Source organism: Gemmobacter nectariphilus DSM 15620 (assembly GCF_000429765.1).
Lineage (GTDB): Bacteria > Pseudomonadota > Alphaproteobacteria > Rhodobacterales > Rhodobacteraceae > Wagnerdoeblera > Wagnerdoeblera nectariphila.
This window is the reverse complement of record NZ_AUCM01000007.1, coordinates 44,531-61,485: the sequence shown is the minus strand read 5'-3', so window position 1 is coordinate 61,485 and position 16,955 is coordinate 44,531. Positions and strand designations below refer to the sequence as shown.

Genomic DNA, 16,955 nt, shown 5'->3' with positions numbered 1-16,955 from the left:
TTTGGCTGCGGCTCAAGCGCGGGGCGACAAGGGTGGCTTCGGCCTTGAACGGGGTCGGTCAGGGCATTGGCGCAGATGTCCCTGGTGCTGCCCACACAGGGTTGATGGCAAGGGTCCGTGCACAGGCCGAAGCGCCGCTTGCAATGCGTGACGGACGGCGGGTTCGTCCCACGGCCCGCGAAGCGGTGGAATGATCGGTTCTGCCTTGCAGCCCAAGGTGCGCCCCTGGCTTGGGCAAGGCTGCCAAGATAGCGCCGCACCATGCCAAAGACCGCCGATCTGGTTGAAGAAATCGCCGCGCCAAAGGTGATTCTGGCCGCTGTGCCCGCCTGCAACCGGCGCAGGGACAAGCCCATAGCCAGTCGGGCAAAGCCGGTTGCGGCCTTCAAGGCCGCACCTGATTTCGCGCCGTGCCAAGGGACCATCCAACGACCAGCCGTATGCCTGCGCGCTCATCCTTATGGCTGGCTCCCCGCCTGAGGTCACGGCGGCCCAGACGGAATAGATACGGAAATTTCATAAGCAGATGAATGGGTTGCGGGCGTTTCGCGCTATCTCGGGACGATATGCACGCAATTGGCGTCGTCGCCGGCCAGAAAGGCCGCTGGCTGGACGTAACCGGAGAGTTTACAAATGGTGACCTGGACCAACCTGACCCCGACCTATACCGAACAGCAGGGCTCGATCGTGCTTGGCGGCGATCTTGTGCTGACGGCTGGCAACTACGGGACGGGTTACGTCGAGTTTCGCATCACCGACAGCCAGACCGCAGATTCCCTGCGCCTGGTCGATGCGGCCGATGTCACCGCAGCCGGGGCGCTGTCGTTCGAAGGGCGGGTGGTCTATCTGGGCATGGGCTCGGGCCAGCCCCTGATGCGCGTTGGCGAAATCGACCTGGTGAAGAATGGCCAGGACGGCCAGCCGCTGCGCATCAACTTTGACAACGCAACCCTGCCGGGCACATCGCCGGTGGTGAACGGCGATTTCAGCCAGCCGCTGGAAACCGGCTGGCACGCCTTCACCGACATGGTCGATCTTGGGAACACCTATGTTGGTGGCTTCCGCCTGCCGGAATCGCAAAATTACCCCGGCTCGACGCCTGGCGGCAATGATGGTGACTATGTCGCCGGCTGGGACAACCCGATCGTCACGATCGAGGATGGCCGCCTGCGGCTGGAAGAATCCGACCTTCTTTCGCCAGGCTACGGGGTCATCCATGGCCCGGCGGTCTACAGCGACCCCTTTGCCGCCACAGCCGGCATGGTGCTGAAGTTCGACTGGGAAGCCAACAAGATTGCCGACTGGTACCATGTTGTCGGCTACCTCGTGGACGTGGACAGCGACCCGAACAACCCGCGGGTCGTCACGGCGCTGGATTCCTATGGCGCAACGGGGTCGGGCACCGCGACGGTGGCAGTGCCGGACGATGGCAACTGGATGTTCGTCTTTGTGTCGGGGACCTTCGATGCGACCGGCGGAACCGTGCTGGGCGCGTCGATGTATATCGACAACATCCGCGTCGAGGAACCGGCCCTGACCGCCGAGGTGGTGTCGGCCCTGTCGGCACAGCTGGAATATGCCAACACCTCTGACAACCCGACGGCCCCGACCAAGACGCTGACGGTCTCGACGCTGGATATCCTGGGCAACACCTCCAGCGAATCCGTGACGATCAACGTCACCCCGGTCAATGACGCGCCTGTCCTGGCGGGCAATGCCGTGATGCGCGCGATTCTCGAGGATGCGACGGATCCGGCCGGGCAATCGGTGTCCAACCTGTTCGACAAGGTGTTCTCGGATGTCGACAACGGGGACACGCTGGGCGGCGTTGTCATCATTGGCGATGCGTCGGGGGCGAATGGCACCTGGCAATATTCGACCGATGGCACCACCTGGGTGGACATTGTCGCGGTATCGGCCAGCGCGGGGATTGTGGTTGCGGCGGGCGATCTGCTGCGCTTCGTGCCGGCGGCGAATTTCAACGGGCCGGCTGGCGGGCTGACCGTCCGGGCACTGGACAGCACGATGGCGGCCGCACAACTGGCCACGCCGCTGGAGACGGGCGACACCTTCAACACCACCACGGCTGCGTCCGATTCCGGCCTGAGCACGGTGAACCGCACCGTTTCCATCACCGTGATGCCGGTGAATGACCTGCCCGTGTTCTCGGGAACCGCGCCGACCATCAGCCTGCTGGATACCGCCAGCGCAGATAGCCAGGCCTCGCACCTGACCGCGAACATCGCGCAGCTTTCGGGTGTGATTGCCGCGACGGATATCGAGGATTCCGCAGGCGATCTTGTCTACTCCCTGCGTGGCGGGGTCTCGTCCGTCAACGGATCCGACCAGACGATCTGGACCTATCAGGGTCGCTACGGCACGCTGACGCTGAACGCCGCGACCAGGGCCTGGAGCTATGCGCCCGACCAATGGCTGGCCATCAACGCCCTGCCCGAGGGAGTTGATGCGACCGACAGCTTTGCGTTCCTGGCCGAGGATCTGGAAGGCGGGATCGGCGCGCAGACGCTGACCGTGACGCTGACCGGAACGAATGATGTGCCGCAACTGCGCGCCGCTATCGCCGATCAGGTGATCGACAATCTGACCCCCTGGACTTTTGCCGTTCCGGCAGATGCGTTCACCGATGCCGAAGGCGACGGGCTGACCTATACGGCCCAGGTGACGGCGGTCGATGGCCAGCCCATCGGGGCAATCACGCTGGGCAGCACGACATCGGGCAATCCTGGCGATGTGACGTCCTGGCTGACCTTTGACGAGGCAACGCGCAGCTTCTCGGGCACCCCGCCGCTGGACTGGGCGGACAAGGATCTGACGATCACCGTCACCGCCGAGGACACTCTGGGCGCGATCGCAGCGGACACCTTCACCGTCACGGTGAACAACCTGCCCCCGACCGTCGACAACGCCCAGGAACTGATCGCCGGCACCGCCCCGCGCGAGGTGACATGGGCCACCTTCGATTTTGCAATGGGCGGGCAGACGATCACCTTTGACGGCCAGACGATCACGCTTGGCACCGCCCTGACGGCGGCAGAGGCTGCCGCAGCGGTTGCCGAAACCATAAACCTGTATTCTGGCACCTATACGGCCACCGACCTGGGCCTCGGCGTCGTTCAGCTTGTCGCCCAATTCGATGGCGACTGGACCGACTTCGTTGACGGTTCGACGATCCTCATCGACGGCGCAAGCTATCAGGTCGACGTTGTGCAAAACGGCACAGACGGCGCCGACTCCATGCCGGGTACCAATGATGGTCTCTATGAGACCGTCACCCTGACGTTCTCGGATGGCACATATAGCGGGTCTGGGGCCGACATTGCCGGCACTTTGGTCCGGTTCGGGAATTTGGTCACGCCCGACGAGGTCGCGGCGGCTTTCGCGGCTGGCACCTTTACCAACTATACCGTCGAACATATCTGGCCAGCTTCGCCCGATGTGCGGATCACCCGGCTGGATGCAACCAACGGCACCGACCTGACCACCGCAGATTTCGGCGGAACCTTTCATTCCGAATTTCTGACTCTCACCCCCAGCGTCCAGGGCGGCGGCTGGTCTTATGCCCTGCCGACCGATCTGTTCAGCGACCCGGACAGCCCGGACGGGCTGGAACTGCACGTCTTCACCGTGTCCATGGATGCAAGCGGTGTCGAAACCTATACGGTGATCGACAACACCAACGATGCGCTGAAATTCGACCCGGTGACCGGCACGCTGTATGGCGACGGGACTGCGGTGAACACGGCGATCCGTGTGGTGGCCTACGATACGGTTCAGGGCAGCTATTCGCAGGGCAGCGCGGCAACCCAGTTCCGGCTGATCATCGACGCCGACGCCGACACCCTGACGACAGCGGTTTCCGCAGCGGCCACCAGCTATTCCGCCACGGCCTTTGACGGGCCGGGCGTGCAAAGCTTTACCCTGCCGGCCAGCCTGTTCAACATCACGGCAGCACCGGGCACCCCCGTTACCTATTCGGCCACTGTCGTCGGGCCCGATGTCTGGCCCGAGTGGCTGAGCTTTGACTATCAGACCGGCACGTTCAGCGGCAATCCGCCTGCCGGGGCCACGCTGCCGGACTTCGAGGTGGTCGCGGACGTTGGCGGGGTGCTTTCGGACCCCGTCACTGTCTCGCTGACGGCGAGCAACGCGAACGACCCCCTTGTCCTGACGAACCCGCCCGCGGATGTGGCGATCGAGCCGGGCACGCCGATCAGCCTGGCCATTGCAGCGCCCTTCACCGACCCGGATGGCGCCGTTGACGGCACAGCGACGCAGTCGGGCATCACCCATGCTGTCACGGCCTTCGTCAATGGGCAGATGGTCAGCCTTGCAGATCTTGGCCTGTCCTATACCGATGAAGGCGCCTCTGGCGTCACCATCACCGGCAACCCGGTTGGCGGCTATCCCTATATCGCCCTTGTCATCACCGGCACCGAGCTCAACGGCGGATCGACCGCCACGGCCACCTTCCGCATCGACCTTGCAACGGGCGCTGGCACGGCCCCGAACACCGCGGCCTATTCGGTCAACGACCCTGGCAGCGTCACCGTTTCCGGCATCCCGACCGAAGGGCAGACGCTGACGGCGGTGCTGGGCACCGATCTGGACGGCACCGCAAGCGAGGTGCGCTATCAGTGGCAGGTCTGGGACGGCAATGACTGGATCGATATCGGCGGCGGGCGCGGCACGGACCAGACGCTGACCCTGACCCAGGCCGAGGTCGGCAAGGACGTCCGCGTCGCGGCCTTCTATGCGGATGCTGCGGGCTTTGTGGAAACCCCGGTGTCGGGCGCGCTGACCGTCGAGAACGTGAATCAGACCGGAACCGCCACGCTGACCCCCGGGGCCGTCGCACCGGGCGAGGCGATCAGCGTCACCATTTCGGATGGCGATGGCACCACCAGCGCAAACCCGTCGGTCCAGTGGCAGATCCGGCCCTATGGCGAAACCGGCTGGACCAATATCGCCGGTGCAACAGGCGATACCTATATCCCGACCGTCCAGCAGTCGGGGTCCGATCTGCGCGCGGTGGTCACCTATACCGACGATCAGGGCACCACTGAGACGGTGATGGCGCAAAGCACCGTTCTGCCGGTCGGTTCTGCGGCGCCGACCGCCATCGACGACACGGCCACCGCGACCGAGGCGGGGGGCGTTGCAAACGCGACGCCCGGCGCCGATGCCACCGGCAGCCTGGTTGATAACGACACCGATTCCAACTTTGTCAGCTGGACCATCACCTCTGTCCGCACCGGGATGTTCGAAGGGCAGGGCACGGCGGCAACGCTGTCCGGCACGAGCTTTACCATCGCCGGGCGCTTTGGCACCCTGACGGTCGACCAGGACGGCGGCTACACCTATGTGGTGAACAACGACAATGCTGCGGTGCAGGCGCTGAACACCGGCAGCGCGCCGCTGTATGACACGTTCAACTATACCGTCCGCGATGGCGACAACCTGACCGACACCGCCGTTCTGCGCGTCTCGATCCTGGGCGCCGATGACAAGGCCACGCTGACCGGCATCGTGCCCGTTCTGGCCGATGTCTACGAAGATGTGGCGACGACGCTGGATCTGACGACGCTGGTCATCACGGAACCCGATTCCGCCACGATCGCGCTGCAACTGTCCGTCGATCTTGGAACGCTGCGCGCTGCCCCCATGCAAGGGGTTGCGGTGACGGGATCCGATACCGGCACGCTGACCGTTCAGGCAACGAGTGTGGCCTTGCTGACCGCGTGGCTTGCGTCGGGGCAGGTCAGCTATCTGGCGCCGCCGAACCTCAATGATGTCACCGCCACGCTCGGCTATGCCATCAGCGATGATGGCATCGCGTTCCAGCCTGCCGGCACCAGCACCATCGACGTTCTTGCCGTGAACGATGCGCCGATCATCGACGCCAATGGTGGCATCCTGACCGACGGCGCCATCGATGTTGCCGAAGTCGAGGTGGTGCGCTTCCTGCCGACGACCGAGGCAACCACCATTCACTTCGATGGTGCGGTCGTGGAGATCGGCGCCAGCTCGACCGCGCGCGAGATCGCCAGCGCCTTTGCCGGCGCAAGTTTCACCAACTGGACGGCGGTGGACAGCGGCGATGGATCGGTCACGCTGACGGCCGCCACCACCGGCGCGCGCGACAACCTGAGCCGCTTTGATTTCACGACCGATGGGGCGGGGACGGCCTCGAATGTCGTGCTGCTGTCCTCGGGGCAGGATGAAACGGTCATCTTCCATCCGCGCGCCGATGCGGTCGTGATCGCAGGCAATCTGTCGCTGTCGGACATTGACAGCGACACCCTGACATCGGTCACGGTGGAACTGAGCACCGGTGCGCGCGACAACGAACAGGGCTTCTTGCAGGAAACCCTGACGCTGGGAACCACCGCGCTTGCCGCGATGGCGGACAATGGCCTTGCGCTGGATCCGGCCAGCACCGATACGCGGATCATCATCACCGGAACGGCCAGCCATGACGTCTGGCAGACCATTCTGCGCGACATCACCTATGACAACGCAAACCCCAACGCCTATGCCGGGGTCCGCACGGTCACGATCAGCGGCATGGACGATGGCGGCCAGCTGTCGAACAGCTCCGTCGTGCATACGTCGCAAGCCATGCCGGCGGTCACCGTGGGCCAGCACATCCTGATCAACGATAACGACACCGGCGTTGTCGTGGCCGAGATCATCGACGCGGCAACCTTTGTTGCCTCGGCGCCGGTTGCTGGTCTGGTCACCGGGGCAACCGTCGGCTTCTTTGACGATGTGACGGGGATCGTCGCATCCGCCGGCTCTGTTTATGTTGCGGGCCCGGTTCTTGCCACGGTCAATGTCGATGTCCGCTGGGCGCCGGTGGTCGATCTGGACGGCAGCGCAGGCGACGCGCGCGGGAACGATGTCACCTTCATCGAAGGTGGCGCCGCAGTGGCGATCGCCACCTCGCAAGCGACGCTGACGGATCAGGGCGGCCTGATCCGCACGATGACCGTGCAGATCGCGCCGCCGCATGGCCTTGACCCGGACGAACAGCTTTCGGTCATCAGCAACGCGGCCCGGACCTTCCTGACGAATGCCGGCATTTCGATCAGCGGCGAGGGCACCGGCACCGTGGTCTTCCACAGTGCGGCCGGGGTCGATGCCTCGACGATGCAGATCGCGCTGCGCGCCGTGGCCTATCGCAACCTTGCCGACGGGCCGGACACCAGCGCAACCCGGACCATCACGGTCAGCACCGTGGATATCGACGGCAACGAGGGTCTGCCGGCCGATGCGACGGTGACGATCACCCCGGTCAACGATGCCCCGCAGGGGACCGACGCCACCATCACCGTGACCGAGGATGTGGAACATGCGTTGGCGCTGGCGGACTTCGGGTTCAGCGACAGCGACCTGCCGGCCAACGATTTCCTGGCGGTGCGCATCGCGACCCTTCCGGTGTCGGGGCGGCTGTTTCTGGACGGCGTGGCCGTCACCGCCGGTCAGACGATCAGCGCCGAGGATATCGACAGCGGGCTGCTGACCTATCTTGCCACGCGCAATGCGGCCGGCTCGCCAGGGGCCAGCTTCACCTTCCGGGTGCAAGACGATGGCGGCACCGCCAATGGCGGGGTCGACATGGACCCGGTGGCCAATACGCTGACCTTTGCCATCACCGCGCAGAACGACGCGCCGGTGCTGACCCCCGGGAACGTTCTGCTGACCACCATCACCGAGGACGCGGCCTCGGCCGGGGTTGCGGTGTCCACCCTGTTCGGCACCGGCAAGGCGCGGATCGTCGACGAAGACGCGCCCTCGCCCGTTGGAAGCGAAGGTGCCGCCACGGGGATCGCCGTCATCGGCACGTCGGATGATGGCCCCGGCACCGGACGGTGGCAGTATTTCGATGGCGCTGTCTGGGTCGATTTCAGCCACCATGCGCCGTCGGTCACCGGGGCGCTGCTGCTGGGCCCCAGCACGCTGATCCGCCTGGTGGGGGATGGCGCGAACGCCAACGTCGCCCGGTTCACCTATCATGCCTGGGATGGCGCGACGGGGGCCACCGGCGATGTCGTCGATGTCTCTGACCGGGGCGCGGCGACTGCGTTCTCGGTGGCCTCGGATGTCGTGCGCGGGGTCATCACGGCGCAGAATGACGCCCCCATCGTGGATCTGAACGGGGCGGCAGACGGCTTTGACGGCAGCGTGACCTTTGCGCCCCGCGGTCCTGCCGTTGCGCTGTTCGGGCCTGACGTGACACTTGCCGATCCCGATGTCGGCGATCAGATCACGCGCGTCACGGTCACGCTGGATCCGCTGGCGCTGGACAACCTGTTCGGCACCACCTGGGAGACGCTGGGCACCACGCTGGGCGGCAATTATGTCGCGGGCGGCAAGACGATCACCATCGCCGGAAACGGCACCGGCACGGCGGGCCTGACGGGGGCAACGGCCCTGACGCTGAGCGGCACCGCAACGGCGGCCGACTATCAGGCCGCGCTGGCGACGCTGACCTATCACAACACCAACCCCAACGCGACGCATGGCGGCCGCGCTGTCACGGTCACCGTGACGGACAACGCCTCGACCCAGCCGGGCGGTGGCACGGCCAGCACCAGCGCCATCCAGACGGTGTATGTCCGCTGGGGTGCCGTTGTCGACATGAACGGCCAGACCGTGGCAGGCACCGACCGGACCGTCACCTTTACCGAAGGCGACGCCCCGATCTTTGTCGCCACCCAGGATGCCGAACTGACCATCCAGGACGGCACGCTGCACGCGATCACGCTGACGCTGACGAACCCGCAGGACGGCGCCTTCGAAGGGCTGGCGCTTGACTCGCTGGCCTCGATCGAAGCGCTGGGGATCGTGGTCAGCCACGATGGCACCGGCACCTTGTCGGTCACCGGCGCCACCCAGATCACCTTTACCGCCATTCCGGCGCAAGGTCTGGACAGCACCGTCTTCCAGACCGCACTGCGGGCGGTGAAATACGCCAACACCTCCGAGGCCCCCTCGGACGTGCAGCGCGAAGTGCGCGTGACCTCGGTGGATGTCGAAGGGGATACCGGCGTGCCGGGCTCGACTTTCATCAACCTTGCCCCGGTGAATGACGCCCCCGTTCTGGGCGCGCTGTCCGCGAATGGGTCTGTGGTCGAAGTGCCGCTTTCTTCGGCGCTTGGCACCGCGAACCTGACGGGCACGCTGACGGCAACAGACGTCGACAACGCGTTCACCTTCAGCGTCGCGGATGGCGCGGCCGATGACTCGCGCGCTGGTTTTGACTATAGTGCGAGCGGCACCTATGGCACGCTCTACCTGAACACGGCCTCCGGCGCCTGGGAATATGTGCCCGGCGCGGCGGTCGAGGGGCTGGACGCGGGTGACATCGCCACCGAGTCGTTCACGATGCAGGTCGTTGACGCAGAAGGCGCCATCGACAGCCGCGACTGGACGGTCAACCTTGGTGGCGGCGAAGATCGGCCCGTCCTGACCGTCGGCTCTGCCTCGATCACCGAGGATGCCGGCGCCACGACGACGACCGACACGGGGCTTTCGGGCACCTTTGCGGGCAGCGATCCCGATGGCGATGCGCTGACATGGTCGATCTCGGGCGGTCTGGAGGATACCAGCCGCGACGGGTTCGATCTGTCCCTGGCTCATGCGCTTGGCACCCTTTACCTGGACAGCGCAACGGGGGCCTACGAGTTCGTCAAGGACGCGGCTGCGATCGAGGCGCTTGCCATCAATCAAACGCAGGTGGCGGTTTTCCTGATCCGGCTGGTCGATGACAGCATGGTGACGACACTGCTGCCGTTTGCCATCACGGCAACCGGCAGCAACGACGCGCCGGTTCTGACCGGAGTTGTCGCCGGCGCGGTCACGGAACAGGCCCCCGGGCTTGACCATGTCACGTCTGGCCTGACCGGAACCGTGACGGGAACGGATGTCGATTCCACCTCGTTCGCCTTGTCGCTGGAGGGTTCGGACACCTCGACGGACCCTGACTACAACCGCGAGAAATCGACGGCTTTCGGGACCTTCTACCTGGATACCGCGACGGGCGACTATGCCTTTGCCCCGGATGACGCGGCCATCGACGCGCTGAATGAGGGCGAGGTTGTCACGGTCAGCGCCGATATCGTAGCCAATGACAGCAATGGCGGCGCCTCTCGGGCGACCTTTACCGTGACGCTGACCGGGGCGAACGATGCGCCGCTGCTGCTGGGGGTTCCGGTACAGGGCGGGGTGGTCGATGGCGGCACCGCCTTCGCCCGCAACCCGCTGGTGCTGGAGTTCAACGAGGACGTGGCCTTCGGAACCGGCACCATCGTGCTGAACGGCCCGCTGGGCGAGGTGGAAAGCTTCGACGTGACCACGGGCCTTGGGTCGAATGGCGGGTCCGTCCGCATCGAGGGCAACCGGCTGATCGTCACCCCTGGCGCTGCGCTGGCGGCCGAGACGCCCTATCACCTGCTGGTCGATGGCACGGCCGTGCATGATCTGGCAGATCCGGCGCTGGATTTCGCCGGCCTGACCTTGGCGACCGATCTGGACTTCACGACGGGTCGTCTGATCACGGTGGCCGATATCGACATTTCGGCAGACACCGGGGCGCTGGATACCGACTTCATCACCAACACGGCGATCCAGACTGTCACGGCCACGCTGAGCCAGGCGTTGATCGCAGGCGAGACGCTGTGGGGATCGGTCAACGGCGGCCAGACCTGGTCCGACATCACCGCCTTTGCCAGCGGCGCCGATGTGGCATGGGCCGGCGCGCAGCTTGCGGGGGCGAACAGCCTTGCGCTGCGGGTCGAGCATGGGGCCGGCAATTTCGGGGAAACCGAAAGCGTCGACTACCGGCTTGACACCTTGGCACCGGGGCGCCGCGTGATGAAGGCCGCGCTGTCGGCCGACACCGGGACCAGTGCGACCGACTTCGTGACCGCCGAGGCAAACCAGACCATCACCGGGCGCCTGAACCGCGTGCTGCTTGCCGATGAGCAGCTTCAGGGCCGGGTCGATGCTGGCGATGCATGGGAAACCATCGCGGTCGGGGTCAACCAGCGCAACTTTGTCTGGTCTGGTGTCACGCTTAGCCAAGGGGACCATGCGCTGGAGCTGCGCGTTGTCGATCTTGCGGGCAACGCGAATACGTTCAGCACGGATTACACACTGGTCAACGATGGTCCGACGACCACCGTCGGCGGGGTCGCGCTGTCGTATGACACGGGCATTGCAGGCGATCTGATCACCCGCATCTCGTCGCAGACCATCACGGCCACGCTGTCGGCAGCCCTTGCCAGCGGCGAGAAGCTGTTCGGGTCCAGCAATGGCGGGCTGTCCTGGGTCGATCTGACGCGCAAGGTATCGGGCACCAGCCTGACTTGGCAAAAGGCGCGGCTGGTGGATGGCGATCAGACCATCCAGTTCAAGATCCAGGGCGCCTCGGGCGCATGGAGCGAGATCAGCGAAACCGCCTATGTGCTGGATCGCACTGCGCCGGCCGTTGCCATATCTGGCTTCGCGCTGTCCGACGACAGCGGCCTGAGCGGCACCGATCTGGTAACGAACGTGGCCGGGCAGACCGTGACGGGGCTGCTTAGCCGGGCGCTGGCGGATGGCGAAAGCCTTCAGGTGTCGCAAGACGGGGGTGCCAGCTGGACCGATGCGACGGCATCGGTTACCGGCACGGATCTGGCGCTGACCGGCGTGACCCTTGCAGACGGGCGCAACACGCTGCAGTTCCGCGTCATCGACACGGCCGCGAATACTTCTGCGGTGGCGTCGATGGTCATCACGCTGGACACTGCGGCGCCGACCAATGGGGTTCAGGCAGGCTCGATCCATATCTCGAACGATACGGATACGGCGGGCGACTTCGTGACCTATGCTGTCGCCCAGACGGTCACGGCGCGTCTGGAAAGTGTTCTGTCGGGTGACGAGCGGCTGATGGGCTCTGTCGATGGCGGGGCAACCTGGGACGACATCACCGGGTCGGTCCGGCGCAACCTGGTGACCTGGAAGACCGCGACACTGGAGGTGGGCACGCACGACATCATGTTCCGGGTCAGCGACAGCGCCGGCAACACCGGGCCTGTGGAAAGCCAGGAATATACCCTGCTCGAACGCCAGCCGACGGTTGCCTCGATCATCGCGATTGATGCCGACAAGCTGGAAGGCACCTCTCGCGATGCAACGCCCTTCACCTTCGAGGTCTCGCTGTCCGACGCGGTCGACTGGGACATCGAGCTGGGCTGGGCCGTGTCGCCGCGGGTGGGCGCCGATAATGTCGCGGGAACCGACGACTTCCCGGGCTCGTCGCTGCCTTCGGGCACGCTGCTGCTGAGGGCCGGGGAAACGGTGGCCACGCTGGTCGTCAATGTCGGCGCGGACCGGTATTTCTCGCAGGACGAGGCGTTCACCGTCACGATCTCCAGCGTCGAATCCGCCGTGTCGTTCGCGCAGGCCAGCGCGCATGGGCTGATCCGCAACGATGACAACCTGTCGGGCACCTCGGGGCGCAACCGTCTGACGGGGTCCGCATCGAGCGAAACCATCAGCGGGCTTGCGGGCAATGACACGATCAATGCCGGGACGGGTGACGACACGCTGATCGGCGGCTCGGGGCTGGACAGCCTGACTGGCGGGGACGGGGCGGATGTCTTTGTCTTTGACCAGACGCCCAAGGCGTCCGAGGCCGATGTGATCACCGATTTCGTATCGGGTCTTGATCAGATCGCGCTGGCGCGGGCTGTCTTTGGTGCGGCGGGTCTGCCGGGCATCCTGGACGATGCGGCCTTTGCCCTGGGGACCGCGCCGACAGATGCCACCGACCGGCTGATCTATGACGATGCGACGGGCCGGCTGTTCTGGGATGCCGACGGCACCGGACGGTCCGCCACTGTCTTGCTGGCCACCTTGCAAGGATCGCCCCTGCTGGAGGCCTCTGACATCGTCATCTTGTAAGCCATGTCCCGGACCAGGAGGGGGTCCGGGACAAAAAACCGCCAGCCTTCCGAAGAAGGCTGGCGGTTTTCTGTTTCAAGCGATGAACGGTGCAGCCTGTCGCGGATTGTCCCCGCGCCGTCGCCCTGTGGCCGGCTGCCGGGTCAGATCACCCGGACTTGCGTTCCGATGCGCACCAGGTGGAACAGCTCGGCGATGTGATGATTGTAAAGCCCGAAGCAGCCGTTCGAGGACCGCCGCCCGATCTTGTTGTCATCATGCGTGCCGTGAATGCGATAGGCTGGCCATGTCAGGTGCAGCGCATGGCTGCCCATGGGGTTGCCGGGTCCGGGCGCCAGATAGGTGGGCCAGTCCGGATGACGACGCAGCATCGAGGGTGTCGGTCGCCAGTCGGGCCCTTCGACCCGCCGGATGATGCTGGTCCGGCCGCGCCGGGTATATTCCTCGCGGATCGGGATCGAGGTCGGATAGAGACGCTGCACCCGCAGATCCTGTGACCAGAAGAACAGCGCGCGCGAGCGGGTGTCGATCAGGATCATCCCGCCGGTGGTGCTGGCAAAGTGCTGCTGCCAGCGCGGCGTCACAAATCCCGACACGTTGCGGGCAACGGCGCCTTCGGGGGGGCCGCTCGGGTCAGGGGCGGCTTGCGCGGCAAGAGGCAGCACCGAGGCCAGCCCCAGCAGGGCAGTGCGGCGCGTCAGCAAGGCGGGGTTGCACGTTTGCGCGATACGGGGGTCTGTTGTCACGGTGGGCCCCAAAAAAGGGAGCCCTGCCAGAGGCAGGGCGAGTTTGGGCAGTGTTCGGACATCCAGATGACCTGGCGCGGCGGCCTGACGGCCCCGAACCAAGCCACCTGCGGTCAGCCCGGCAGCCTTGGCCGCCGAGCCGATTGGCTTTGCCCTCGCCAGATGGGGCGATCAGTAGGTGCCGGCAACGCCGCTGGTGCCGATCAGGTTGCGCTGGAGGCTGGCAGCGATGTTGCCGGTTCCCAGAGCACCGATGACGGTGGTCGACATGTCGCCGCCCTTCGCCAGGCTGTCGGCGAAGGTCAGGTTGATGCCACCGTTGAGCGTCTGCGAGTAGTTGCCCGCGATGTTGGCAACCTGCACGAGGCCCGGGTTGGTCACCATGGTGGTGCTGTAGGCCTGCGAGGTCGAGGTGATCGCCTGCGCGTTCGACGCCACGTCCAGCAGCGCCAGGTTCACGCCGGTCAGGGTGCTCGAGGAGCTGGTGGTGTTGCCGGTCACGCCATCGGCCGTCGAGGCAGATGCGGTCTGGCCGATGGTGCCGGTGCCCAGCGAGCCGATGACGGTCGTGGCCAGGTTGCCCATGGTCGATGCGACGGTCGAGGGATCGTAGAAGTCCACGGCTTGCGCAGTGTCGGTGAACGAGATGCTCTTGACGAAGCCGGTGGCGCTCACGCCCGAACCTTCGACGGCAGGGTCGACGCCCAGTGCAAGGCCGGTCAGAAGGGTGTTCATGTTCACGTCGACGTTGATCGAGCCGTCGAGGTTCGCATAGTTTTCGGCAGCGTTCAGCATGCTGGCCTGAAGCTCGGCCTGGTTAGCCAGGATGCGCTCCAGCAGGCTCAGCTCGCCAGCGGTGGTGATGCTGCCGTCGGTGATCGTCTGAGCCATGGCGCCCGAGGCAAAGCCCAGACCGGCAACGGCCAGGGCAGAGGTCAGAAGAAGGTTTTTCATCTTGGTCCCTACAGTGTGTCCCTGATCCTCCCCTTGGCGGGATCGGGTGGTTTTGGGGGCAGAAAGTGTGGGGCCCCGTTTCCTGCCGCGATGCGGCGACAGAAGGCGTGACGGATCGGCGCAAGGCGCCGGCCCGGGTTGGTTCATTGCCCGAACTTGCGGATATGCGCGGGTGTTCCGGGCACATCGGGAATCGCCGGCCCTTGGGGGTTGGCGGCCGGTTCGGTCGGTGCAGCGGGTTCGACCGCATCGCCCTGGGGCTCCGCAGGAACGGCGGGGGCGGCTTCGGCGGGCGGGGTCCCGGGCACGGTCGGGCCGGGTTCGGGTGCCCCTGCGGCTGCGGCCGGTGCAGGTGCCTGGGCAGTAGCCTCTGGGGTCGCAGGCTGGGGATCGGCCGCAGCAGCGTCTTGCCGGCTGGTCGCGGCCAATGCGGCCTTGCGCGCGGCTTCGATCGCCTGCTGAACCACGACTGCGGCGGCATCGCCTTCGTCCCCGCTCAGGCCCGCCGCTGCGGCTTGCTTGAGCGTGATCAGCGACAGGTTGGCAAGGCGCAGCGATTCAGCCGATTGCTGGACGGCCTCTTTCTGCGTTGCGGCCTTTTGCGACGCTGCCGCCAGCGAGATGGCCTTGATGGCCGCCGATACCGCCGTCCGGTGCAGGTTCTGCGCGGTTGGCCCCTGGGGCTGGGCGGCGGCCTGGCGCTGGCCCGCCTGGGGCGCCGCAGCGACTGGCGCGGCTGGCGCGGCTGGGCGCTGGGGCTGGCCCGGTTGCGCCGGCGGGGCAGGGGGCTGGGCGTTCCTGACATCGACCAGCAGGGCCTCGGCGCTGGCCTCCTTGGCAGCCTTCAGCGCGGCTGCCATGGCGTTCCGGTCGCCCGTCCCCGTGTGCGAGACGCTGCCTGCAAAGGAATTCACCTTGGCGCGGCAGGTGTCGTAGATGTCCGGGTTCATGATCTGGCCGAGCAGCTCGAAGGTCGCAAGGCTGAGCATCTGGCGCAGCGCAAAGTGAACCGCCTCGCGCTCCATCCCGCCGGCGTCCATGGTGACCAGGGTCTCGCCAAAGAAGCGACCGGCGCTGACCCCGACCTCGCGTGCGAAGATCTGCTTTTGCAACGGCACGCTGCCGACGACGCGGCCGGTGTAGGCATCGGTCATGGTCAGATCGAGCCCGATCAGGATGCGGTTCTGCCGATAGCGCGGCCCGATCCCGGCGATGCTGAACTCGGCCCCGCCACCCGGAATGAAATCAAGCGAGTTGATGCTGCCCGAGATGTAGAAGTTGACGGGCACCTGCCGCTTGATGTCACGGATGCCCCAGTTGGATTCGACGATGGCAATGTTGGGATCGCGCCGGTTGACCACGCTGACCCCGGCCCGATACAGCGCCGACTGAACCATCTCGCCAGCGCCCTGGCTGACGAATTTGCCCGATCCGCCTTCGGAATAGTTTTCCTTGCCGGTATGGTCGATCACCTGGCCGACAGCGAAAATCACCTCGGGCCGGACCTTGCCCCGCAGGCAGCTCAACGCCTCGTCAAAGGCGGTGACCACATCCTCGATGGGGGGGCCTTCGCTCATCGCGACGTTGGCCTTGGGCGATGTCGTCCAGCCGCGGGATACCTCGCCGGGGATGCCGCAGGCGGACAGGGACGCTGCAAGCGTCAAGGACAACCAGCCCGGATAGTTCAGGGACCGTGCCATGGGCCATTTCACCCCGTCACTGGCAGCTGGAAGAAGACGAGCGCGGATTTGCAGCGATGGAGATGTCGATACCGCCTTGCGCCATCGCCCCCGTCGAGGACGTCAGCCCGTAGGTGGTATTTGCCACGCTGCCATCCAGACACCCGCGGGAATCGGCCCCGTTAACTGCCGAGACGCTGTTCCCCGATCCGTTGATGTCGATCGTGGTCTGCCCGGTGTTCATTGCGCCAATGGTGTTGGTATTCTGGCCAATCGTGTCGCCGACCTGAAAATCGAGGTTCTGGGTCAAACCGTCGGATCCGGTGTTGTCGACAAAGTTCGACCGATTGTCGTTCCAGGTGTTGTAGGTGATGACGGTCGATGGCCCCGCGCTGGCATTCTCGATGGCGTGCATCGCCTGGGCGCGCTGGACGGACAGCGTGCGCTCGGCCGTGCCGGAAAATCCCCAGCCACCGGACCAGTTCTGTCCAGAGGTAGAAAAGTTCTGCGCTGCCAGAGGCGCAACGCCAAGGGCGACGGTCGCAGCGCCAAGCGCCAGCGCTTTGCGAATTGCGTGCGTCATGGGAACACTCCTGTGAACACC

General features: G+C 65.6%; 5 protein-coding genes. 1 reads left to right on the top strand and 4 read right to left on the bottom strand.

What is annotated here, in order from left to right; all coding sequences use genetic code 11:
- Positions 1-633: 633 nt before the first annotated feature.
- The gene (locus G481_RS0108485) at positions 634-12,972 is read left to right on the top strand and encodes a VCBS domain-containing protein (RefSeq protein ID WP_028029657.1); all 12,339 of its coding nucleotides are present in this window, start codon (positions 634-636) and stop codon (positions 12,970-12,972) included.
- A gap of 143 nt (positions 12,973-13,115) precedes the next feature.
- Here the strand turns inward: G481_RS0108485 and G481_RS0108480 are convergent, their stop codons facing one another.
- The 4 genes from G481_RS0108480 to G481_RS0108465 form a co-directional block, all read right to left on the bottom strand.
- A complete protein-coding gene (locus G481_RS0108480) occupies positions 13,116-13,718 on the bottom strand; it encodes a L,D-transpeptidase (protein ID WP_245594941.1) in 603 nt (200 codons plus the stop codon).
- Positions 13,719-13,889: 171 nt separating this feature from the next.
- Positions 13,890-14,672 (bottom strand): BAR domain-containing protein, encoded by a 783-nt coding sequence (locus G481_RS0108475; protein WP_028029655.1) that lies wholly within the window; start codon positions 14,670-14,672, stop codon positions 13,890-13,892.
- A gap of 143 nt (positions 14,673-14,815) precedes the next feature.
- Positions 14,816-16,372, bottom strand: coding sequence for a CsgG/HfaB family protein (locus tag G481_RS25060; protein ID WP_051294394.1), 1,557 nt, complete (start codon positions 16,370-16,372; stop codon positions 14,816-14,818).
- Between the two features lie 16 nt (positions 16,373-16,388).
- The gene (locus G481_RS0108465; RefSeq protein ID WP_028029654.1) at positions 16,389-16,934 is read right to left on the bottom strand and encodes a hypothetical protein; all 546 of its coding nucleotides are present in this window, start codon (positions 16,932-16,934) and stop codon (positions 16,389-16,391) included.
- Positions 16,935-16,955: the final 21 nt, after the last annotated feature.